General features: G+C 69.9%; 19 protein-coding genes. 7 read left to right on the top strand and 12 right to left on the bottom strand.

What is annotated here, in order from left to right:
• Nucleotides 1-131: 131 nt before the first annotated feature.
• Nucleotides 132-2,456: an ATP-binding protein gene (locus AC07RV_RS26565; protein WP_093343839.1), complete on the bottom strand. Its 2,325-nt coding sequence runs from the start codon at nucleotides 2,454-2,456 to the stop codon at nucleotides 132-134.
• A gap of 116 nt (nucleotides 2,457-2,572) precedes the next feature.
• Here AC07RV_RS26565 and AC07RV_RS26560 point away from each other — a divergent pair, with 116 nt between their 5' ends.
• The 3 genes from AC07RV_RS26560 to AC07RV_RS26550 all read left to right on the top strand — a co-directional run bounded on the left by AC07RV_RS26560 (nucleotide 2,573) and on the right by AC07RV_RS26550 (nucleotide 6,056).
• Nucleotides 2,573-3,772 carry a threonine ammonia-lyase gene (locus tag AC07RV_RS26560; protein ID WP_177239349.1) on the top strand — a complete coding sequence of 400 codons (1,200 nt, stop codon included), beginning with the start codon at nucleotides 2,573-2,575 and terminating at the stop codon, nucleotides 3,770-3,772.
• 129 nt (nucleotides 3,773-3,901) lie between these two features.
• Nucleotides 3,902-4,054, top strand: coding sequence for a hypothetical protein (locus AC07RV_RS26555; protein WP_177239348.1), 153 nt, complete (start codon nucleotides 3,902-3,904; stop codon nucleotides 4,052-4,054).
• 151 nt (nucleotides 4,055-4,205) lie between these two features.
• Nucleotides 4,206-6,056 (top strand): phosphoenolpyruvate carboxykinase (GTP), encoded by a 1,851-nt coding sequence (locus AC07RV_RS26550; RefSeq protein ID WP_296781968.1) that lies wholly within the window; start codon nucleotides 4,206-4,208, stop codon nucleotides 6,054-6,056.
• 85 nt (nucleotides 6,057-6,141) lie between these two features.
• On the opposite strand, the gene AC07RV_RS26545 is transcribed toward AC07RV_RS26550, so the two are convergent.
• Nucleotides 6,142-6,687, bottom strand: coding sequence for a hypothetical protein (locus AC07RV_RS26545; RefSeq protein WP_093344175.1), 546 nt, complete (start codon nucleotides 6,685-6,687; stop codon nucleotides 6,142-6,144).
• A 102-nt stretch (nucleotides 6,688-6,789) separates the two neighbouring features.
• On the opposite strand from AC07RV_RS26545, the gene AC07RV_RS26540 reads away from it, so the two are divergent.
• Nucleotides 6,790-7,770: a LysR family transcriptional regulator gene (locus AC07RV_RS26540; protein WP_093343834.1), complete on the top strand. Its 981-nt coding sequence runs from the start codon at nucleotides 6,790-6,792 to the stop codon at nucleotides 7,768-7,770.
• 29 nt (nucleotides 7,771-7,799) lie between these two features.
• Here the strand turns inward: AC07RV_RS26540 and AC07RV_RS26535 are convergent, their stop codons facing one another.
• Nucleotides 7,800-7,973: a hypothetical protein gene (locus AC07RV_RS26535; RefSeq protein WP_177239347.1), complete on the bottom strand. Its 174-nt coding sequence runs from the start codon at nucleotides 7,971-7,973 to the stop codon at nucleotides 7,800-7,802.
• A gap of 126 nt (nucleotides 7,974-8,099) precedes the next feature.
• Between AC07RV_RS26535 and AC07RV_RS26530 the strand changes: the two genes are divergently transcribed.
• Together AC07RV_RS26530 and AC07RV_RS26525 are read left to right on the top strand one after the other, a co-directional pair.
• Complete coding sequence (locus AC07RV_RS26530) at nucleotides 8,100-8,906, top strand: metallophosphoesterase (RefSeq protein ID WP_296781969.1); 807 nt, start codon at nucleotides 8,100-8,102, stop codon at nucleotides 8,904-8,906.
• Nucleotides 8,907-8,989: 83 nt separating this feature from the next.
• A complete protein-coding gene (locus AC07RV_RS26525) occupies nucleotides 8,990-9,394 on the top strand; it encodes a phage holin family protein (RefSeq protein ID WP_093343829.1) in 405 nt (134 codons plus the stop codon).
• A 13-nt stretch (nucleotides 9,395-9,407) separates the two neighbouring features.
• On the opposite strand, the gene AC07RV_RS26520 is transcribed toward AC07RV_RS26525, so the two are convergent.
• From AC07RV_RS26520 to AC07RV_RS26505, 4 genes are all read right to left on the bottom strand, one after another.
• On the bottom strand, nucleotides 9,408-10,022 hold the full coding sequence (locus tag AC07RV_RS26520) for a TetR/AcrR family transcriptional regulator (protein WP_256222581.1): 615 nt from the start codon (nucleotides 10,020-10,022) through the stop codon (nucleotides 9,408-9,410).
• 82 nt (nucleotides 10,023-10,104) lie between these two features.
• On the bottom strand, nucleotides 10,105-11,589 hold the full coding sequence (locus AC07RV_RS26515; RefSeq protein WP_296781970.1) for a sensor domain-containing diguanylate cyclase: 1,485 nt from the start codon (nucleotides 11,587-11,589) through the stop codon (nucleotides 10,105-10,107).
• 134 nt (nucleotides 11,590-11,723) lie between these two features.
• A complete protein-coding gene (locus tag AC07RV_RS26510) occupies nucleotides 11,724-12,887 on the bottom strand; it encodes an ABC transporter substrate-binding protein (protein ID WP_296781971.1) in 1,164 nt (387 codons plus the stop codon).
• A gap of 126 nt (nucleotides 12,888-13,013) precedes the next feature.
• The gene (locus tag AC07RV_RS26505) at nucleotides 13,014-14,600 is read right to left on the bottom strand and encodes a phospholipase D family protein (protein ID WP_296781972.1); all 1,587 of its coding nucleotides are present in this window, start codon (nucleotides 14,598-14,600) and stop codon (nucleotides 13,014-13,016) included.
• A gap of 107 nt (nucleotides 14,601-14,707) precedes the next feature.
• Here AC07RV_RS26505 and AC07RV_RS26500 point away from each other — a divergent pair, with 107 nt between their 5' ends.
• On the top strand, nucleotides 14,708-15,937 hold the full coding sequence (locus tag AC07RV_RS26500; RefSeq protein WP_296781973.1) for a nucleoside recognition domain-containing protein: 1,230 nt from the start codon (nucleotides 14,708-14,710) through the stop codon (nucleotides 15,935-15,937).
• Here the strand turns inward: AC07RV_RS26500 and AC07RV_RS26495 are convergent.
• From AC07RV_RS26495 to AC07RV_RS26475, 5 genes are read right to left on the bottom strand one after another with little or no spacing between them, the layout of a single operon-like run.
• Nucleotides 15,919-16,674: an IclR family transcriptional regulator gene (locus AC07RV_RS26495; protein WP_296781974.1), complete on the bottom strand. Its 756-nt coding sequence runs from the start codon at nucleotides 16,672-16,674 to the stop codon at nucleotides 15,919-15,921. The two genes, AC07RV_RS26500 and AC07RV_RS26495, sit on opposite strands and share 19 nt — an antisense overlap.
• Before the next feature lie 56 nt (nucleotides 16,675-16,730).
• Complete coding sequence (locus AC07RV_RS26490; RefSeq protein ID WP_296781975.1) at nucleotides 16,731-17,606, bottom strand: HpcH/HpaI aldolase/citrate lyase family protein; 876 nt, start codon at nucleotides 17,604-17,606, stop codon at nucleotides 16,731-16,733.
• On the bottom strand, nucleotides 17,606-18,793 hold the full coding sequence (locus tag AC07RV_RS26485; protein WP_296781976.1) for a CaiB/BaiF CoA transferase family protein: 1,188 nt from the start codon (nucleotides 18,791-18,793) through the stop codon (nucleotides 17,606-17,608). The genes AC07RV_RS26490 and AC07RV_RS26485 overlap by 1 nt, the downstream gene beginning before the upstream one ends.
• Nucleotides 18,784-20,079 carry an acetyl-CoA hydrolase/transferase family protein gene (locus AC07RV_RS26480; protein ID WP_296781977.1) on the bottom strand — a complete coding sequence of 432 codons (1,296 nt, stop codon included), beginning with the start codon at nucleotides 20,077-20,079 and terminating at the stop codon, nucleotides 18,784-18,786. The genes AC07RV_RS26485 and AC07RV_RS26480 overlap by 10 nt, the downstream gene beginning before the upstream one ends.
• A complete protein-coding gene (locus tag AC07RV_RS26475) occupies nucleotides 20,076-20,540 on the bottom strand; it encodes a MaoC family dehydratase (RefSeq protein ID WP_209540358.1) in 465 nt (154 codons plus the stop codon). Before AC07RV_RS26475 ends, AC07RV_RS26480 begins: the two co-directional genes overlap by 4 nt.
• Nucleotides 20,541-20,567 lie beyond the last annotated feature (27 nt).

Raw genomic sequence — 20,567 nt, 5'->3', positions numbered from 1 at the left:
CGGGCCCGCGAACGCGGGCGGACGTCTGGAACCCGGAAGCGCCCGGCCGCCCTCGGCGCGTGTCTCCCGGCGTGATGGCGGCTTCCCTTCCGCCTTTTTTCTTGCTGCGCCCCGGCGGCGGCGCGGGGCCGCTACTGCACGAAGCCGATGCCGCGCGATTCGCGCACTTCGGGCTTGATGCGGTGCTCGGCCTCGAGCTGGTCGAGGAATTCGGCCGCCGAGAACTCGGTCGCCAGGATATCGGTCTGCCGTTTCACCGCCGCGAAATCGCCGGGGCACAGCTGCGAGAGCTGCGCCAGCCGTGCGCGGACCTCGCCCGTGAGCAGCGACGCGTCGCCCGCGAGCGCCTCGGTCACGAACATGCGCTCGCGCTGCGCCGCGGTCAGCGGCATGAACTTGATCTTGAAGGTGAAGCGCCGCAGCGCCGCCTGGTCGAGCCGCTCGAGCAGGTTGGTGGTGCACACGAAGATGCCATTGAAGCGCTCCATGCCCTGGAGCATCTCGTTGACCTCGGTGACCTCGTAGGTGCGCTGGGCGCCGCGGCGGTCCTGCAGGAAGCTGTCGGCCTCGTCGAGCAGCAGCACGGCCTTCTCGCTCTCGGCCTCGCGGAACATGGCGGCCATGTTCTGCTCGGTCTCACCGACGTACTTGCTCATGAGGTCGCTGGCCTGGCGCACGATCAGCGGCCGCGCGATGGCCTTGGCGATGTGCTCGGCGAGCGCGGTCTTGCCGGTGCCGGGCGCGCCGTAGAAGCACAGCGTGCCGTGGCCGCGCGCCTTCAGCGCCTCGACGATGCGCGGGATCTCGAAACGGGTCTCGACGTTGAGCATGTCGAGGTCGTAGGTGGTCACGGTGCGGCGCTCGCCGCGGCCGGTGTCGCTGGTGCCCAGGGCGAGGTCGGCATTGCGCAGCTGGCGTTCGATCAGCGCCTCGACCGAGGCGCCGTCGGTCCGGGCCAGGCCCGCGAAGCGCACCGCGGTGCGGATCTGCGCCGGCGTCAGGCCCTTGCGTTCGGCCAGCTTGGCGGTGAAGGCCTCGGACACCGTCACGCCCTCGAGCGTCTTCTTGACCAGTTGCTCGCGCGCACCCGGCGGCGGCGACTTGAGCTCGAGGTGGTAGGCGAAGCGGCGGCGGAACGCCGGATCGATCTGTTCGATGCGGTTGGTGACCCACAGCGTGGGCACCGGGTTGGCCTCGAGGATCTGGTTGACCCAGGCCTTGCCGCTGACGCTGCCGTTGGCCGGCGCGGGAATCTGTTCGGCGCGCGCCATGTACTGCGCGGCCTCGGTGCTGATCGGCGGGAACACGTCCTCGACCTCGTCGAACAGCAGCGCGGCCTGGGCGCTGCCCTTGAGGAACACCTGCGCGATCTGCAGCGAGCGGTAGCGGTCGCGGCCCGACAGCGAATTGCCGTCGCGGTCGGCGTACTCGACCTCGAACAGCTCGAGCCCCGCGGCCTGCGCCACCACCTTGGCGAGCTCGGTCTTGCCGGTGCCAGGCGGGCCGTAGAGCAGCACGTTCACGCCCAGCTCCTTGCGCGCGACCGCCGCGCGCAGCAGCGTGACGAGCACGCGCACCTCCTCGTCGACGAAGGAGAAGTCGTTCGGCAGCAGCGCGCTCTTGGCCGAGGGCCGCGTGAACACGGCCATCAGCTCGTTGTGGTCGCGGTACTCGCGCATCAGCACCGGCGGCAGCTTCTCGCTGACCTTCATCAGGTCGGCGAGGTCGGTGATGTTGTGTTCGGAGATCAGGTTCTCGACCAGCCCGATGCGCTCGAGCCGCGAGCCGGCCCGCAGCGCCTCGCCGACCTCGCTCGCGTTGACGCCCGCGATATCGGCGATCGCGGCATAGGCCTCGGGCGCGTTGTTGACCTTGAACTCGACCAGCAGCGAGCGCAGGTCGCGCTGGTAGCGCGCGAGCGTGCCGTACAGCAGCAGCGCGCGCTCGGCCTTGTTGAGTTGCAGCAGGCCCGCGAGCGCATCGATGTTCTTCTCGACCAGCGTGGACTGCTTGCGCAGCGCATGCGTGAGCCAGTCGCGCGTGACGGCCAGCACCGACAGCAGGTCCTTGGGCTGGTCCTTGGCGTACTCGTCGAGGTAGAAGAACAGCGTGCCTTCCTCGTACGGGCCGCGCCAGACGCCGTGGCGCTCGAGCAGCGTGCGGCCGTCGAGGTTCTCGATGCCCTTCCAGGCCTCGTTGCCCGCACAGCGGCGGCCGAGAAATTCGCGCAGCCGCTGCAGCACCGCGGCCGGCCACACCAGGTGGCGGCCGGTCAGGGAGAGCAGGCCGTTGATGTCGCGCCGCACGTTGAAGCGCGGCCCCTGCTTGGCGGCGAGCGTGAGCACGAAGTGCGAGCACATGAGCTCGAGCACCGGTGCTTCCTTGAGACCGGGCGACGGCAATGCCTGCCCGCGAACCGCAGCAGCCACTACATCGACACCCGCACGCTTGACCATCGGACGAACCTCCAGAGAGGGGAATTACCGGCCAGACCATAACGCAGACTTTTGGCTTCGGGAAGACGCCGAAAGGGTAAAAACCCTGGTGTCCGATTCCGTCCACAATGCGCGCCATGGTCGAAATCGAAGAAATACGCCGCGCCGCGGCACGCCTCGCGGGACAGGTGCTCGACACGCCCTGCGTGGAATCGCGCACGCTGTCGGAGATCGTGGGCGCGCAGGTGTTCCTCAAGTTCGAGAACCTGCAGTTCACCTCTTCGTTCAAGGAGCGCGGCGCCTGCAACAAGCTGGTCGACCTGTCGGAGAGCGGCACCCGCGGCGTGATCGCGATGTCGGCCGGCAACCATGCACAGGGTGTGGCCTATCACGCGCAGCGGCTCGGACTGCGCGCGCTGATCGTGATGCCGCGCTTCACGCCCGGCGTGAAGATCGAGCGCACGCGCGGCTTCGGCGCCGAGGTGGTGCTGTACGGCGACACGCTCGACGCGGCGCGCGCCCACGCGGTCGAACTGGCGCAGCGCGAGGGCCTGGCCTTCGTGCATCCCTACGACGACGAGGCCATCATCGCCGGCCAGGGCACGGTGGCGCTCGAGATGCTCGCGGCCGAGCCCGAGCTCGACACCCTGGTGGTGTCGGTCGGCGGCGGCGGCCTGATCGCGGGCATGGCCGTGGCCGCGCGCGCGCTCAAGCCCGGCATCGAGATCGTGGGCGTGCAGACCACGCGCTTCCCCGCCATGGTCAACGCGGTCCAGGGCACGCAGCATCCGCAGGGCAAGAGCACCATCGCCGAGGGCATCGCCGTCGGCACGCCGGGCGTGCTGACGCGCGAGATCATCGCGCGCCATGTCGACGACCTGGTGCTGGTCGACGAAGGCGACATCGAGCAGGGCGTGCTGATGCTGCTCGAGATCGAGAAGACGCTGGTCGAAGGCGCCGGCGCCGCCGGGCTGGCCGCGCTGATCCGGCACCCCGAACGCTTCAAGGGCAAGCGCGTGGGCCTGGTGCTGTCGGGCGGCAACATCGATCCGCTGCTGCTCGCGGCCATCATCGAGCGCGGCATGGTGCGTGCCGGCCGGCTCGCGCGAGTGCGCGTCAGCGCGCGCGACGTGCCGGGCTCGCTGGCCCAGATCACGGCCACCGTGGCCGAAGCGGGCGCTAACGTCGACGAGGTCCACCACCAACGGGCTTTCACCATGCTGGCGGCGCAGAACGTCGACATCGAGCTGGTGCTGCAGACCCGCGGCCGCGAACACCTGGCCAGCGTGCTGGAAGCGCTGGCCACGGCGGGCTTCGAGGCGCAGGAGCAGCACTGAGCCAGGCCGGGCCGGCTCGTCCGGTTACGTCTGGTTCCAGGGGTCTGGCAACCCCCTAGACCGCGGGCCTGCACCCCACCGGTAAAATGCCATCAGTTCGTGTCATTCAAAGTATCAGAGGTATTTCCGATGTCCCACCCCACTCCTGTCGAGCCCGCACACGGCGCCGCCGCCGAGCAAGACACGGTCGAGTCGATCGTTCACCTGATGCCGCTCGTGCTGCCGATCGCCGGCGGCGTGCTGATGCTGCTGCTGGCATCGATCGCCGTCTTCCTGGCCTGACAGGCATTTGCGCTTTCGTCCGCGGGTCGTGCGGCCCGCGCTGACGCATCCTCCTCTCCCGAGCCGAAACGTTTTCTCAAACGGACCTCCACGCCCCCCGCGGCGTGGCGCACCGTTCGGAAAGACGATTTTTCAACTTAGGAGATTTCCGATGAACGCACCCACGACGAAGGGCCTTGGCATTCAGGCGCCCGCCTACGTCAAGAACGCCAAGCTGATTGCCTGGGTCGCCGAGATGGCCGCGCTGTGCAAACCCGAATCCATCTACTGGTGCGACGGCAGCAACGAAGAGTACGACCGTCTCTGCCAGCAGCTGGTGGACGCCGGCACCTTCCAGAAGCTCAATCCCGCCAAGCGCCCGAACTCGTTCCTCGCCTCGTCCGACCCGAGCGACGTGGCGCGCGTCGAGGACCGCACCTACATCTGCTCCGCCAACAAGGAAGACGCCGGCCCCACCAACAACTGGATGGCCCCGGCCGAGATGCGTGCCACTCTGCAGCCTCTTTTTGACGGCTGCATGAAGGGCCGCACGATGTACGTCGTGCCGTTCAGCATGGGCCCGCTGGGCTCGCCGATCGCGCACATCGGCATCGAGCTGTCGGACAGCCCCTACGTCGCGGTCAACATGAAGATCATGACCCGCATGGGCCAGGCCGTGTACGAGGTGCTGGGCGCCGACGGCGAGTTCGTGCCCTGCGTGCACACCGTGGGCGCGCCGCTCGAGGCCGGCCAGAAGGACGTCGCCTGGCCCTGCAACAAGACCAAGTACATCGTCCACTACCCCGAGACGCGCGAGATCTGGAGCTTCGGTTCGGGCTACGGCGGCAACGCGCTGCTGGGCAAGAAGTGCTTCGCGCTGCGCATCGCCTCGAACATGGGCCGCGACGAAGGCTGGCTCGCCGAGCACATGCTGATCCTGGGCGTGACCAGCCCCGCGGGCAAGAAGCACCACGTGGCCGCCGCCTTCCCGAGCGCCTGCGGCAAGACCAACTTCGCGATGCTGATCCCGCCGGCCGGCTTCGACGGCTGGAAGGTCACGACCATCGGCGACGACATCGCCTGGATCAAGCCCCAGGCCGACGGCACCCTGCGCGCCATCAACCCCGAAGCCGGCTATTTCGGCGTGGCGCCGGGCACCAACGACCTGACCAACCCGAACTGCATGGCCAGCCTCGACCGCGACGTGATCTTCACGAACGTGGCGCTGACCGACGACGGCGACGTCTGGTGGGAAGGCATGGGCGACGCGCCCGCGCATTGCATCGACTGGCAGGGCAAGGACTGGACGCCGCAGATCGCCAAGGAAACCGGCGCCAAGGCCGCCCATCCGAACGCGCGCTTCACCGTGGCCGCCACCAACAACCCCGCGCTCGACGACGCCTGGGACGATCCGAAGGGCGTGAAGATCGACGCCTTCATCTTCGGCGGCCGCCGCTCGACCACCGTGCCGCTGGTGACCGAGGCCCGCAACTGGGTCGAGGGTGTCTACATGGCCGCGACCATGGGCTCGGAAACCACCGCCGCGGCCGCCGGCCAGCAGGGCGTGGTGCGCCGCGATCCGTTCGCGATGCTGCCGTTCATGGGCTACAACATGAGCGACTACTTCCAGCACTGGCTCGACCTGGGCAAGAAGCTGCAGGCCTCGGGCGCCACGCTGCCGCGCATCTACACCACCAACTGGTTCCGCAAGGGCGCCGACGGCAAGTTCGTCTGGCCCGGCTACGGCGAGAACATGCGCGTGCTCAAGTGGATGATCGACCGCATCGAAGGCAAGGCCGACGGCGTCGACCACATCACCGGCGTGAGCCCGCGCTACGAGGACCTCAACTGGACCGGCCTGGACTTCAGCGCCGAGCAGTTCGCCACCGTCACCAGCATCGACAAGGCCGCCTGGCAGGCCGAACTCAAGCTGCACGACGAGCTGTTCGAGCAACTGGCCCATCACCTGCCGAAGGAACTGCCCGCGACCAAGGCGGCGATCGAGCAGCGCCTCGCGGCCTGATGTCAAAGCGCCCCGCAAGGGGCGTTCCAGACGCAAAAAAGCCGCCCGAGGGCGGCTTTTTCGTGGGCGCGATCGCCCGATCCGATCAGTAGTAGCGCGAGCTGTTCATGCGGCGCATCGCTTCGTACAGCGTGGGCATGCGGGCCGCTTGCGTACGGGCGGCGGCACCGGCCAGCGCGTCGATCCTGGCCACGTCGGCCACGCTCGCCGTGCCTTCGGACTGCTGGCGCCAGACGGCGGCTTGCAGTTCGGCCATCACGCGCGGGTCGCTTTGCGCGGTGTCGAGGAAGCGGGCGTCGGCACGGGCCGAAGCGCGGCGCTGTGCGGCGGCGAGCCAGAGCGCGCCCAACTTGTTGGCACCGTTGGCCAGCGAGCCGGCGAACAGGGCGATGACCGCGAAGGCACCGGCGCAGACCAGGGCCCAGGCCGCGAGCAGCGCGCCTTCGTCCCAGTGGGCGACGATGGTGTCGGCCACCACGAGCACCGCCGAGACGATGGCGACGATCAGCAGCAGGATCAGCGGACGGGCGCTGTTGCCGCCGCGTGCGGCCTTCAGGTGTCCGAACAGGACTTCGGCGCGTTGGACGCCGGGGTGGACGGTGGGTTGGTCGACGTGAATGAAGCTAGTCATGGTGCCCTCCAAGGCGTGTTTCTATTTCCGATGCCTCGATATTAGGGTTTGCCCTAGTAAGTTTCCACTTTATCTTTCTGATGTTTATCATTCACAAGACTGATGGACGTCAATTTCCGCACACTCGACCTCAACCTGCTGCGCGTCTTCGACGAGGTGATGGCGGAACGCAACCTCACGCGCGCCGCGCGCAACCTGTCGATCACGCAACCGGCCGTGAGCAACGCGCTGCGGCGGCTGCGCGAGGTGCTGGGCGACGAGCTGGTGCGCCGCGCCGGTGCCGGCGTGGAGCCCACGCCGCGCGCGCTGGCGCTGTGGCCCACGGTGCGCGACGCGCTGCGCCAGCTGCAGCACACGCTGGCGCCGGGCGAATTCGATGCCGGCACCGCCGACACCACCTTCCTGCTGGCGATGGCCGATGCCACCGCGGCCGAGCTGATGCCGGGCCTGGTGCGGATCGCCGAGACCGAGGCGCCCGGCATTTCGATGCGGGTGCTGCCGCTGACCACGCGCGACCCGCGCCGCATGCTCGAGCACGAAGAGGTCGACATGGCGATCGGCTACTTCCCGGCCGTGATCGCGAGCCTCGCGGCGCGCGGCCAGTCGGGCGTGGGCGTGCCCTTCGAGACCCAGCGGCTGTACCTGGGCCAATATGTATGCGTGATGCGCCGCGGCCATCCGCTGGCCGAACGGCCGCTCACGCTCGACGACTACTGCGCCGCGCGGCACCTGCTGGTGAGTTTCTCGGGCCGGCCCTATGGCTTCATCGACCAGACGCTGGGCGCGCTCGGGCGCGAGCGGCGCATCGTGGTCACGGTGAACCAGTTCTTCACGGCCGGCCAGGTGGTCGCGACCACCGATCTGCTGACCGTGCTGCCGCGCCATTTCGTGACGGTCACGGGCATCGGCGACCAGCTGGTGCTGCGCGACCTGCCTTTCGACCAGCCGCCGGTGCACGTGGATGCCATCTGGCACCGGCGCGCCCAGCACGCCCATTCGCACGAATGGCTGCGGCAATCGCTGCTGCGCTCGGCGGCGGCCGCTTTCGCGGGCTCGATACTCGGGCAGCAGGTGCCGGGCTGAAACGCCCGGCGGTTGGAATCGCTTGCTGCTTAGCGAACGACGCGCAGCCAGGCGGCTGCCGCGCCGCGCAGTTCCTGCGCGTGGTGGGCGTCGAGGCCCGCGCGCACATCGGCGCTTTCCATCAGCGCCGCGGCGTGGCTGGCCGGCGCAGAATTGGCGGAGGAACGGAAGAAACGTGCCACTTGGGCAATGAGGCTGAACATGATGGTGCGCGGCTCTTGGCTGCGCTGCAGTGATTGATGCCCCATAGATTAGGGGTTAACCCTAGTTAAAAAATGCCACATCTATGCGTGATACGCATAGGCTGATCCACCTAGATAGAAACCCTGATGAAACTGCAGCTGCTCTCGGACCTGCATCTCGAATCCCACCCGCGCTTCCACGCCGAGCCCGTGCCGGGCGCCGACCTGCTGGTGCTCGCGGGCGACGTGGGCTCCTACCAGGAGGGCTCGCGCCTGGAGGAGCCCGACTTCGGCCTCGGCCGCTTCTCGCCCAAGAAGGGCTGGCCGACGCCGGTGATCTACGTGCCGGGCAACCACGAGTACGACAACCTCGATTTCGACGAAACCCACGTTCGGCTGCGCGCACTGTGCGAGGAGCTCGGCATCCTCTGGCTCGAGCGCGAAACGCTGGTGATCGAGGGCATCCGCTTCATCGGCACCACGCTGTGGGCCGATTTCGACGCGCTCGTGACGCCCACCGACGGCCTCGCCGAGGCGCTCAAGAAGCGCGGCAAGGCAATGCGCGCGGCCGACTTCTATCTCGAGAAGATGTCCTCGCGGCGCAATGGCGTGCCCTTCCTGTCAGCCGAACTGCGAGAGCAAGGGCTCGCATGCCAGGCCTGGCTGCGCGAGGCGCTGGCCCGGCCTTTCGACGGCACCACGGTCGCGATCACCCATTTCGCGCCTTCGCTGGCCAGCGCCGACCCTCGCTACGGGCTCACGCCCGGCACCGCGGGCTTCTGCAACTCGCTCGACGAGCTGCTGCCGCAGGCCAGCCTCTGGCTGCACGGCCACCTGCACTGCGCCTTCGACTACGTGAAGGACGGCTGCCGTGTGGTCGCCAATCCGCTGGGCTACCGCAGCAAGGGCGAGCAAGAGGGCTTCCGGCCCGAGCTGCTGATCGAGATCCGCTGAGTCCGACAAAGCCGCCGTGATGCCGCCGATATGATGGCCCGCACTCCTCCAACCACCGCCCTTCGGCCTCTTGCCGCCCGCGCATGCTCGACAACCTCGCACCCTTCCTCATCCACTGGGCCATCACCGCGCTTTCGCTCTGGGTCGCCAGCCGCATCTTCAAGGGGCTGAGCTTCGAGAGCACCGGCGCGCTGATCATCTCGGCGCTGCTGCTGGGCCTGGCGAACGCGGTCGTGAAGCCGCTGCTGATCGTGCTGACCCTGCCGCTCACGCTGGTGACCTTCGGCCTGTTCCTGCTGGTGATCAACGCGCTGATGATCCTGCTGGTGGCGGCGCTGGTGCGCGGCTTCCGGGTCTCGGGCTTCTGGACCGCGCTGTTCGCGAGCCTGTTCGTCTCGATCCTCAGCATCCTGATCGGCGCCTTCGTCGGCGGCAGCGATCCGGCCACCACGATCCAGATGCCGCAGGGCACCGGCAACTGGCTCTAGCCAGCGCCGCGCTTCAGCGCGCGGCCAGCCCGTCGAAGCAAGTCGAGAGCACGAGCTCGACGATCTGCGCGTCGCTGTGCTGCCCGCCGCCCTGGAGAAAACCCAGCACCGGATCGCAGCCGCGCGCATAGAGCGTGTAGAGCACGCCGATCGCGGGCAGCTTGGGATTCATCGAGCCGTCGGCCTGGGCCGCCTGGATCCAGCCGCCGAGGGTGTCGCTGATGGTCACCAGCCGGTCGATGTAGCCGCGGTTGCCCAGCAGGGTCGCGCGCAGGCTGGAGTTCTGGTGCGGCAGCGTGGGCATCTCGCCCGCGAGCTGCAGCTCGAGCGCCCAGCGCACCGTGGCGCGCAGCTTGCCGATCGGCGGCTCCTCGGCCGGCAGCGCCGCGAGCATGTCGAGCGTGCGCTGCATCAGCCGCACCATCGCGGCGGCCGCCAGGTCTTCCTTGCTCGGGAAATGCTTGTAGAGGCTGGCCTTGGCGATGCCCACCGCGGCCGCGACCTCGTCGACCGTCATCGACTCGAAACCCTTCTGCGCCAGCAGCCGGTTGGCGGTCTGCACGATGGCCTCTTCCCGCGCAGCCAGCATCTGCGCCTTGAAGGAAGGCTTGGCGGTCGAAACGGTCATGCCGAAATTCTAGTCTCGCGCGTCATCCGGCATACGGCGCGCGTGCCGAATTACCAAGCAGTCTGAAGTTCCACCCCGGGGCTCAGGCGCCGCGGCGCTCGTGCGCGCTGTCCTTGTAGTGCTGTGCCTTGTCCGCGTACATCGCGCGGTCGGCGCGCTGCAGCGCGGCCTCGAGCGAATCGCCCACGTGGCAGGTCGCCAGCCCGATCGCCAGGCTCAGCGCATGGCCGCTCTGGCCGGCATGGAACTGGTTGTTGAGCTCCAGCAGCGCGAGGATGCGCTCGCGCATCGCCTCGGCGCCGCGCTCGTCGGTCTGCGGCATCAGCACCGCGAACTCGTCGCCGCCGATGCGCGCGGGCCAGGACGGCGTGTCGACCGCCTTGTCGAGCACCTCGCCCATGCGGCGCAGCATGGTGTCGCCGGCGGCGTGGCCTTCCTGGTCGTTGAGCTGCTTCAGGCCGTTGAGGTCGATCGCCACGATCGACACCGGCCACGGCCCCTTGCGCGCGAGCCGGTTGAGCTCCTCGGTGTAGAAGGTGCGGTTGCACAGCTGCGTGAGCACGTCGTGCTTGCCCAGGTACTCGAGGTAGGCCTCGGCCTTCTTGCGCGCGGTGATGTCGACCAGCGAGACCAGCACCAGGTCCCAGCTGTCGAGCCGGTCTTCCTGCACCGCGAACTGCATGTGGATGTTGAGCAGCTCGCCCGAGAGCGAATAGTTGATCACCTCGCGCTGCTGCAGCGTCTTGTGGTTCCACAGGTCGTTGAGCTGCTCGGCGAACGATTCGCGCATCTCGTCGCGGAAGATGCGCGACAGGCTGCCCAGCAGGGTGCGCAGGTCGGGCGCGCCGAACATGCGCAGGGTCTCGTGGTTCACGTCGATGACGCGGATCTCCTGCATGCAGCGGGTCACGAACTCGGGATGCACCTTGAGGAAGGTGGCGAAGTCGGTGATGCCGCGCGCGCGCAGGTTGTCGAGCAGGCCGCGCACCGCGCTGAAGTCCTCCACCCACAGCGAGACCGGCGAGTGGTCGAACAGGCTGCGCGCATAGCGCTCGCTCTCGGCCTGCCGGCGCTGCGCCGCCACGCGCTCGGTCACGTCGTCGAGCGCGACCAGCACGCGGTCCCAGTGCGCTTCGTGGCCCGGCAGCACGCGCGCGCGCACCCGCACGTCGAGCCGGCGACCGTCGAGCGCGTAGTTCACGGTCTCGCTCTCGAAGCGCATCCGGCCGCGCCAGAGCTGGTCGAGCTCGTGCACCACGGTGGCCGACATGTCGCCGCGGAACACGCTGTCGAGCGACCCGAGCAACTGCGCCTGGCTCTCGGCCGCGAACAGCTCGAGCGTGTGGCGGTTCACGCGCAGCACCTTCAGCGAGGCCATGCAGTCGCGCACCCGCTGCGGGTCCTCGGCCAGGAAGGCGACGAGGTCGGTCACGCCCTGCGCGCGCCAGCCGTCGAGCATGCGCCGCAGCGCGCTGTAGTCCTCGATCCAGAGCGAGACCGGCGCCAGGTCGAAGGTGGCGTCGAGGTCGTCGACGGGAGCGGCATCGGTCGCGTCGGTCAGGTCCATCCGTGAAGCTTTCGAAAGAAGAGGCGGGACAAGCGGGGCAGCGCGGACTAAAACCTAATTATTACCCTGCCAAGACACGATGGCGCATCCCGCAACCGGGGATTCTGCCTGCCGCCCGTCCAGAAAAGCCCCGCTCAGCTCAGCATCTGGCCGCGGCTTCCGATCACCGCCACGTCCACGAAATTACCGCCTTCGCGGTTCGCGCGGCCGTAGTTCAGCTTCAGGCCGCCGAGGTCGAAGCCCTCGATGCGCTCGAGCCCCTGCAGCACCGAGGCGCGATTCAGCGACGGCCCGGCGCGGCGCATGCCCTCGGCCAGCACGGCGGCATTCACGTAGCCCTCGAGGCTCGCGAGCGAGAACTCGCGCGTGCCGTTGGCGACCATGTCGGCCTGGTAGCGGCGCACGATCTCGAACTTGGTCGCGTTCGGCGACGGCACCACGATCGTGAAGCCCAGCCCGCGCGACAGCTCGCCGAGCGTGCCGAGCGAACTCGCCGTGATCGACAGCCCGTAGGCCGAGCTGTTGCCGCCCGCCTCGCGCAGCGCCTTGAGGAACACCGGCGCCGTGCCCGCGAGGCCGACGATCACCACCTGCGGCTTCGCCTGGGCGATGGCCGTGGCGGCCGGGCCGACCTCCATGCTGGTGGTGTTGGGCGTGGTCGCGACCACGGCCGGCTCGAGCTTCGCCTTCGCGAGCGAGGCCTTGAAGGCCGCCAGCAGCGACTGGCCCAGCGGGTCGTCGGAGTGCACGAGGCCGATGCGGTCCTGGCCCAGCACCCGGGCCGTGCTCACCAGCTTCTCGATCTCCTGCGCGTAGTTGACGCGCACCCAGAAGGTGTTGGGCGCGTTCTTCTTGCGCAGCGCGAGGGTGCCGGTCAGCGGCCCCACCACCGCCATGCCCGGCACCGCGTCCATCACCTCCGAGGACGGGCGCGTGCCCAGCGGATGCAGCAGCGCGAGCACCGAAGCGTCCTTCTCGAAGGCCAGCGCGTTGGCCTTGGCCAGCTCGGGCTTGAACTGGTCGTCGGCCATCACGAGTTCGACCCTGGTGCCGTTGAAGCCGCCCGCGCGGTTCATCGCCGCGAAGAAGGCCGAGGAGCCCTGGAACAACCCCTGGCCGTTGACCTTCTCCACGCTGCTGTTGTCGAAGGTGGCGCCGATGCGCAGCGGCCGGTTCTGCGCGAAGGCCGGCAGGCCCAGGCCCGCGGCGAAGGCCGTGGCCGCGATACGGCCCAGGGCCCGGCGGCGGCCGGTGGGCAGGACGGGGGATGGCGGCACGCGCGGCGTCGCGACGGTCATGGTTCGGGGCTCCCTGGCGACATCCTGGCGATGTCTTGGTGACAAAACTTCACACTTTTGCCAGGAATGTAACTCACACCGTTCGCGGCGGAATGACAGGCCGGCCGCCCTGCCCGCCGTGGCGTGTCAGAGCAGCTCTTCGCCCACGATCGGCAGCAGCAGCCAGTTCTTGAAGCGCAGCCAGATGAACTCGCCGGGCTCGTCCTCGTGGACGATGTCGCCGCCCGCGTCGTCGTACTCGAGCCACTGCACGCGGCGGCCGTCGGGCCCCAGCCGCAGGCGGTAGCCGATGTTCACGCGCGCGGTGGTGCGCATCAGCCGCTCGTAGTCGTTGACCATGTCGGGACTGTCGATCACCAGCCCCATCTCGGTGTTGACCGCGGCCGAGCGGTGGTCGAGGTTCATCGAGCCGACGAAGAAGCGCTCCTCGTCCACGATCGCGAGCTTGGCGTGCAGCCGGCTGATGGTCTTGCCGAAGTCGCCGAACTGGCCCGAGCGCCCGCTGAGCAGCGGCGCGATCTCGAAGATGTTGACGCCGATCTTCAGCATGTCGGCGCGGTAGCGCTCGTAGCCCGCGTAGGCCAGCGGTTCGTCGGTGGCGCCCAGCGAATTGGTGATCACCGTGATGCGCACGCCCGAGGCCACGTTCTTCTTCATCTGCGCCATGCCGCGCGCGCCCGGGATGAAATAGGGCGAGGCGATCTTCACGTCGTGCTGCGCCGAATCGATGACGCCGAGCGCGCCCTCGGTCACGCTGCCGCGGTAGGCCAGCTCGGGCTTGCGCGTGATCTTCTCGGGGTCGTCCACGAACAGCGTGAACGGCGCCCAGTAGCGGTCGAGCTTGCCGGTGATCAGCTGCTCGCCCACCGGCGACTTGTCGAGGATGTCGCGCGGGCGGATCGGCACGTCGGGCACCGCGGTGCGCGCGATCTCGTCGAAGCGGCGCTGCGCCGCCTCGGGCGTCATCGCCAGCGGCGCGATGTTCTCGATCGGGCGCACGTGCGGGCTGTTCCAGTAGCGGTCGAAGCCGTCGGACATCTTGCGCACCACCGGGCCGCACGAGATCACGTCCATGTCGATGAAGTTCGCCGCGGTGCTGCGCATGAAGTACTCGTTGGCGATGTTGCGCCCGCCCGAGACCGCGAAGCTGTTGTCGGCGATCAGCAGCTTGTTGTGCATGCGGTGGTTGATGCGGCCGAAGTCGGTGATCGACAGCGCCAGCCGCGTGGCCAGCGAGCTCGAGCGCGAGGGCAGCGGGTTGAACAGCCGCACCTCCACGTTCGGGAAGGCCGAGAAGGTGCTGAAGACCTCGTCGGCGCCGCCGGTGTAGAGGTCGTCGACCAGCAGGCGCACGCGCACGCCGCGCGCGGCCGCCTCGCGCAACTCCTTGAGGAACAGCAGGCCGACGTCGTCGTTCTGGATCAGGTAGTACTGGACGTCGAGCGACTTCTCGGCGTGGCGCGCCAGCGAGATGCGCGCGTCGAAGGCGAAGGCCGCCTCGGGCAGCAGCCGGAAGCCCGACAGCGGGGTTTCGCTGCCGCCCGGCGCGTCCTTGTAGGCGAGCTGGCCCAGCTCGGTCTGCGTCACGTCGGTGAAGGCCAGCGTCGGCGGCTTGTCGGGCGGCGGTGGCGGCAGGCTCGCGCAGCCCGAAATCCATGCGGCCGCGGCGCACAGGGCGAGCGCGGCAAGGCGGCGGAGCGAGGTGGCGGGCATGGCTCGAAATGTAGCTCGCGGCGATGACGAGCGGCACACCTATGATCGGCGCGGCGATACCGGCCCGTGCGGGGTAAGAGAAGGCTAAGAAAAGAGGTAAGAAAAGGGTGCTCAACGGCTTGTGGCTGGGTTTCTTCCTGGTGGCGGCGCTGGCCGCCTTCGGCCGCTGGCTGCTCGGCGGCGACCCGGCCGTCTTCGCGGCGCTGGTCGAGAGCCTGTTCGCGATGGCCAGGCTCGCGGTCGAGGTCATGGTGCTGCTGTTCGGCACCCTCACGCTGTGGCTGGGCTTCCTGCGCATCGCCGAAGCGGCCGGCCTCGTGGGCTGGCTCGCGCGCATGCTCGGCCCGCTGTTCCGCCGGCTGATGCCCGGCGTGCCGGCCGGCCATCCGGCGCTGGGCCTGATCACCATGAACTTCGCGGCCAACGCGCTGGGCCTGGACAACGCCGCCACGCCGATCGGCCTGAAGGCGATGCGCGAGCTGCAGCGGCTCAACCCCGACCCGGTCACGGCCACCAGCGCGCAGATCCTGTTCCTGGTGCTCAACGCCTCCTCGCTCACGCTGCTGCCGGTCACCATCTTCATGTACCGCGCGCAGCAGGGCGCGGCCGATCCCACGCTGGTGTTCCTGCCGATCCTGCTGGCCACCAGCGCCTCCACGCTGGTCGGGCTGCTGTCGGTGGCCGCGGTGCAGCGGCTCAAGCTGTGGGACCCGGTGGTGCTGGCCTACCTGCTGCCGGGCGCGCTGCTGCTCGGCGGCTTCATGGCGCTGCTGGGCACGCTCTCGGCCGCGGCCATCGCCTCGCTCTCCTCGCTGCTGGGCAACCTCACGCTGTTCGGCGTGCTCGTCGCCTTCCTGCTGGCCGGTGCGCTGAAGCGCGTGAAGGTCTACGAATGCTTCATCGAGGGCGCCAAGGAAGGCTTCGACATCGCGAAGAACCTGCTGCCCTACCTGGTCGCCATGCTGTGCGCGATCGGCGTGCTGCGCGCCTCGGGCGCGCTCGATCTCGCGCTCGAGGGCGTGCGCTGGCTGGTCCATGCGGGCGGCTTCGACGCGCGCTTCGTCGACGCCCTGCCGACCGCGCTGGTCAAGCCCTTCTCGGGCAGCGCGGCGCGCGCGATGCTGATCGAGACCATGAAGAGCCAGGGCGTCGACAGCTTCCCCGCGCTCGCGGCCGCCACCATCCAGGGCAGCACCGAGACCACCTTCTACGTGCTGGCCGTGTACTTCGGCGCGGTCGGCATCCAGCGCGCGCGGCACACGGTGGCCTGCGCGCTGCTGGCCGAGCTGGCCGGCGTGATCGCGGCGATCGCGGTCTGCTACTGGTTCTTCGGCTGAAGACCGGCGTCCGGCAGGTGCGCCGCGATCTCCTCGCGCATGATGCGCGCCAGCTCTTCACGGCGCGGCTGGATCCTGAACATCGGACCGCCCACCAGAAGCGCGAACTGGCGTTGCCCCACCTGCAGCGGCAGCGCCACGCCGCCGAGGTCGGCCGTGAACTCCGCGGCACCCTCGAACCATCCGCGCTGGATCGAGCGCGCGATCTCGATCTCGACCGCCTCCACGCTCATCAGCGTGGTCGGCGTGTAGCGCTCGAACACGGCCTTGCGCAGCAAGGTGGCGCGGTCGGCGTCGGACAGCTGCGACAGCAGCGCGCGGCCGGTGGCGGTGACGTGCAGCGGCACCAGCTTGCCGGGCGCGGCCGAATAGCGCACGGCATGCGGCGACTCGACCGCGTCGATGAACAGCGCCTGGCCGCCGCTGATGGCGCCGAGCACGGCCGTCTCCTGGGTGCGTTTCGACAGCGCCTCCAGCAGCGTGCGCAGGCTCGGCGGCAGCGGCGCGGCGCGCTCGATCGCATCGATGAGCTGCTGCCAGCGCGGCGAGGGATAGACGCCTTCGCGCGCGCGCGGCTCGTAGAGGTAGCCGCGATTGGCCAGCGTGCCCAGCAGGTTGAAGGTGCTCGAGCGCGGCCAGCCGAAATGCTTCGAGATCTCGGCCAGCGTGGCCGGCCGTCGATGCGTCGCGAAGAACTCGATCAGCTCCAGGGCGTTGACGACCTGCTTGACATCCACGGATGAAAATTTCCTTCTGACTGACGACGGAGTGGGGCCCGGTACCGGCGGGAAGTCTAGCCGGAGCCCACCGGCCCGCCCGGAGCGGCCAGGCCGAGGATGCGGCGCGCCTGCACCTCGTGCGGCCGGTCGATCATCCGGCCGTCGAGGCTCGCCACGCCCGCGGGCGTGGCGGCGAGCGCGTCCAGCACGGCGCGGGCCCAGCGGCGCTCCGCCTCCGAGGGTTCGAAGGCCGCGTTGACGACGGCGCACTGGTCCGGATGGATCGCCGCCTTGGCGCGAAAGCCGTCGACGCGCGCCGCCGAGGCCTCGGCGCGCAGGCCCTCGGCATCGGCAAAGTCGGTGTAGACCGCGTCGATGGCCATCACCTCGGCCGCCGCGGCGCCGAGCAGGCACAGGTTGCGCGCGAGCTCGAACGGCGCGCGGTAGCGCCCGTCCGTGCGGTTCGACGACGCGCCCAGCGCACCCGCCAGGTCCTCGGCACCCCACATCAGGCCGCACAGCCGCGCGCTGCTTCCCGCATAGCCGGCGAGCCCCAGCACGGCGGCCGGCGTCTCGGTCGCCACGGCAATGATCGAGGTGCGGCCCGGCGGCAGCGCGAGCGCCGCCTCCATGCCGTCGAGCACGTGGTCGAGGCGAACGATGTCCTCGCGCCCCGCGCACTTGGGCAGCACCACGCCGTCGGGCGCGCCGGGCATCACGGCGCCGAGGTCGGCGAGCGTGAGGCCGGTGTCGAAGGCATTGACGCGCACGAACACCCGGCGCCCGGCCCGCTCGCGGCCCAGGGCCTCGCGCGCCAGCCGCCGGGCCTCGTCCTTGCGCTGCGGCGCCACCGCGTCCTCGAGGTCGAGGATCAGCGCGTCGGCCGCGCTCGTGAACGACTTGTCGATCTTGCGCGGGCTGTCCGCGGGCACGAAGAGGAAGGATCGCATCAGGGCATCTCTTGGGATTGGGAATCGAGGGCGCCGGCGATCGCGCCGGCCTGCAGGAGGCCATCGAGCCGGTCGCCACCGATGCCCCAGGCGCGCGCGACGGCCAGGCCGCCCGCGCCGGTTTCGGGTGGCGGGCGCTGGATGGCGCCCGGCGTGCGCGACAGCCGCGGCGCCGGCGCGGGCTGCGCGACGCCGTCGACCCGCACGAAGCTCGCGCGCGCCCGGTTGTGTGGATGCGCCGCCGCCTGCTCGTGCGACAGCACGGGCGTGACGCAGGCATCGCAGTCCTCGAACAGCGCGCACCAGTCGGCCTGCGTGCGGCCCGCGAACAGCGCGCCGAGCATGGCCTTGGCCGCGGGCCAGGTGGCAGGATCGTCGAGCCCCGCGAGCGCATCGGGCGCGAGGCCGGCGCGTTCGGCGAACACCGCGCGGAACTTGCGCTCGATCGCGGCGAACGCGACCCAGGCGCCGTCCGCGCAGCGGTAGACGTCGTAGAACGGCGCGCCCGAATCGAGCAGGTTGCAGCCGCGCGGCGCCGCGTGCATGCCGGCTGCATAGAGGCCGAAGAACGAGGTCATGAGCAGGGCCGCGCCCTCGACCATCGAGGCATCGATGACCTGGCCGCGGCCCGAGCGTCCGCGCTCGACCAGCGCGCAGGCGATGCCGAAGGCCAGGTTCAGCGCTCCGCCCGCATAGTCGCCGACCAGGTTCAGCGGCGGCGTGGGCGCCTGCCCGGCCCGGCCCATGGCATGCAGCGCGCCGGCCAGCGCGATGTAGTTGAGGTCGTGGCCCGCGGCGCGGCTCATCGGGCCATGCTGCCCGTAGCCGGTCATGCGGCCGTAGACCAGCGCCGGCTGGCGCGCCAGGCAGGGCTCGGGGCCGAGCCCCAGTCGCTCCATCGTGCCGGGCCGGAAGCCCTCGACCAGCACGTCGGCCGCGCCGGCGAGATCGGCCGCGAGCGCCACGCCCTCGGGCGCCTTGAGGTCGATCGCGATCGAGTGCTTGCCGCGGTGCGGCAGCTCGAAGCGTCGCGGCCGCGGCAGCCCGATGTCGGCCGCCTCCTTGCGCTCGACCAGCAGCACCTCGGCGCCCATGTCCGCGAGCAGCATGCCGCACAGCGGCCCTGGGCCGATGCCCGCGAACTCGAGCACGCGGATGCCGGCGAGCGGTCCCTGCGTCAGTGCCATGACCTTCTCCCCCCGGTGGATGCGCGCCAGCCGCGGTCCAGCGTTTCACGGAATGCGGGCGCGGCGATCGCGATCAGCCGCTCGGCCCGTTGGTCCAGCGTGGCGTGGCGCAGGTCGGCGGCGCCGAATTCGGTGACGACCAGGTCCACGTCCGCGCGGCCGATGGTGGCCGGGTTGCCCGCGAGGTCGAGCACGATGCGGCTGCGCCGTCCGCCGTCGGCGGTGGCCGGCAGCACCGTGATGGCGCGCCCGCCCGGCGACTGGCGCGCGGCGCGCGCGAAATCCAGCAGGCCGCCGACGCCGCCGCGCTGGCGTCCGCCGATGGCCTCGCAGTTGACCTGGCCCGACAGGTCGACCTCGAGCGCGCCATTGATCGCGCACAGGCGATGCAGCCGCGCCATGACCTCGACCGCGTGCGTGTAGCAGGCGGGGCGCACCTCGACGGCCCGGTTGTCGTCGACCCAGCGATAGAGCTCGGCGCTGCCGATCACGGTGTTGGTGACCGAGATGCCGGCGTCGATGCCCTTGCGGCTGTTGTTCGCCACACCCGCGCGTACGAGCCGCGCGCCGGCGTCGCCGAGCACGCCCGAATGGATGCCGAGGTCGCGGTGCCCGCCGAGTTCAGCCAGCGCGGCATCGGGCAGGCTGCCGATGCCGGTCTGCAGCGTGGCGCCATCGGGAATGGCGGCCGCGACATGGCGCGCGATCGCCTGCTCCACCGGCCCGGAACGGGCCGGCGCCAGCTCGACCGGCGGGCCGTCGGCCGCGACCCAGTGGTCGACGCGCAGGTCGGCCGGCAGCGCCGCGCCATGGGTCCAGGGCACGGCCGGATTCACCTCCGCGATCACGACGCGCGCGCGCCGCGCGGCGGCCAGCGTGTAGTCGTTGGCCAGGCCCAGGCTCGGCGGCCGGTGCGCTCCGCCCGGCGCCACCTGCAGCAGCACCACGTCGGCGCGCAGCGTGCCCTCGGCGAACAACCCGGCCAGCAAGGCATAGCGCTCGGGCAGCACCTCGAGCAGGCCGCGGTCGGCCAGGCCGCAGGTGCGCGCCATCGCGCCGTACGAGACGAAGCGCATGCCTGGCGGCACCGGGCCGTCGAAGCTCGCCGACAGGGTGGTGCCGAGGAACACCGTCGACGGCAGCGCCGCGCCGTCGTCCGCCAGCAGCCGCCGCGTCAGCGTCAGCGGCTCGGCCGCGGCCTGGCCGCAGACGATCCAGTCGTCCGCGCGCAGCAGGCCGCGCAGGTCGAAGTCGCGCGCGTCGACCGGCGACGACCCGCCCGTCATGCGAGGGCCGGCTCGGGCTGCCGGCGCATGAAGGCGGCGCGCTGGCAGACGCAGACGATCTCGCCGCGCTGGTTGTAGCCGCGATGCTCGAAGTCGACGATGCCCGCGTCGGGCCGCGACTTCGACACGCGCTTGCTCTTGACCGTGGTCTCGATGCGCAGCGTGTCGCCCGCGAACACCGGCTTCGGGAACGTGACCTCGCGCATGCCGAGGTTGCCGATGGTGGTGCCCAGCGTGGTCTCGCTGACCGACAGGCCGATGACCAGCGCCAGCGTGAAGGTGCTGTTGACCAGCGGCCGGCCGAACTCGGTCCTGGCCGCGAACTCGACGTCCAGGTGCAGCGGCTGCGGATTCATGCTCAGCACGGTCGCCAGCAGGTTGTCGGTTTCGGTGACGGTGCGCGTGGTCGCGTGCTGGAAGATGTGTCCGATCTCGAACTGCTCGAAGTAGAGGCCTGCCATGGTGGGTCCTGTGCGTGGGTGGAAGCG

It is taken from the genome of Variovorax sp. GW821-FHT09B01 (assembly GCF_059418345.1).
This window is presented reverse-complemented; position numbering and strand designations above follow the sequence as displayed.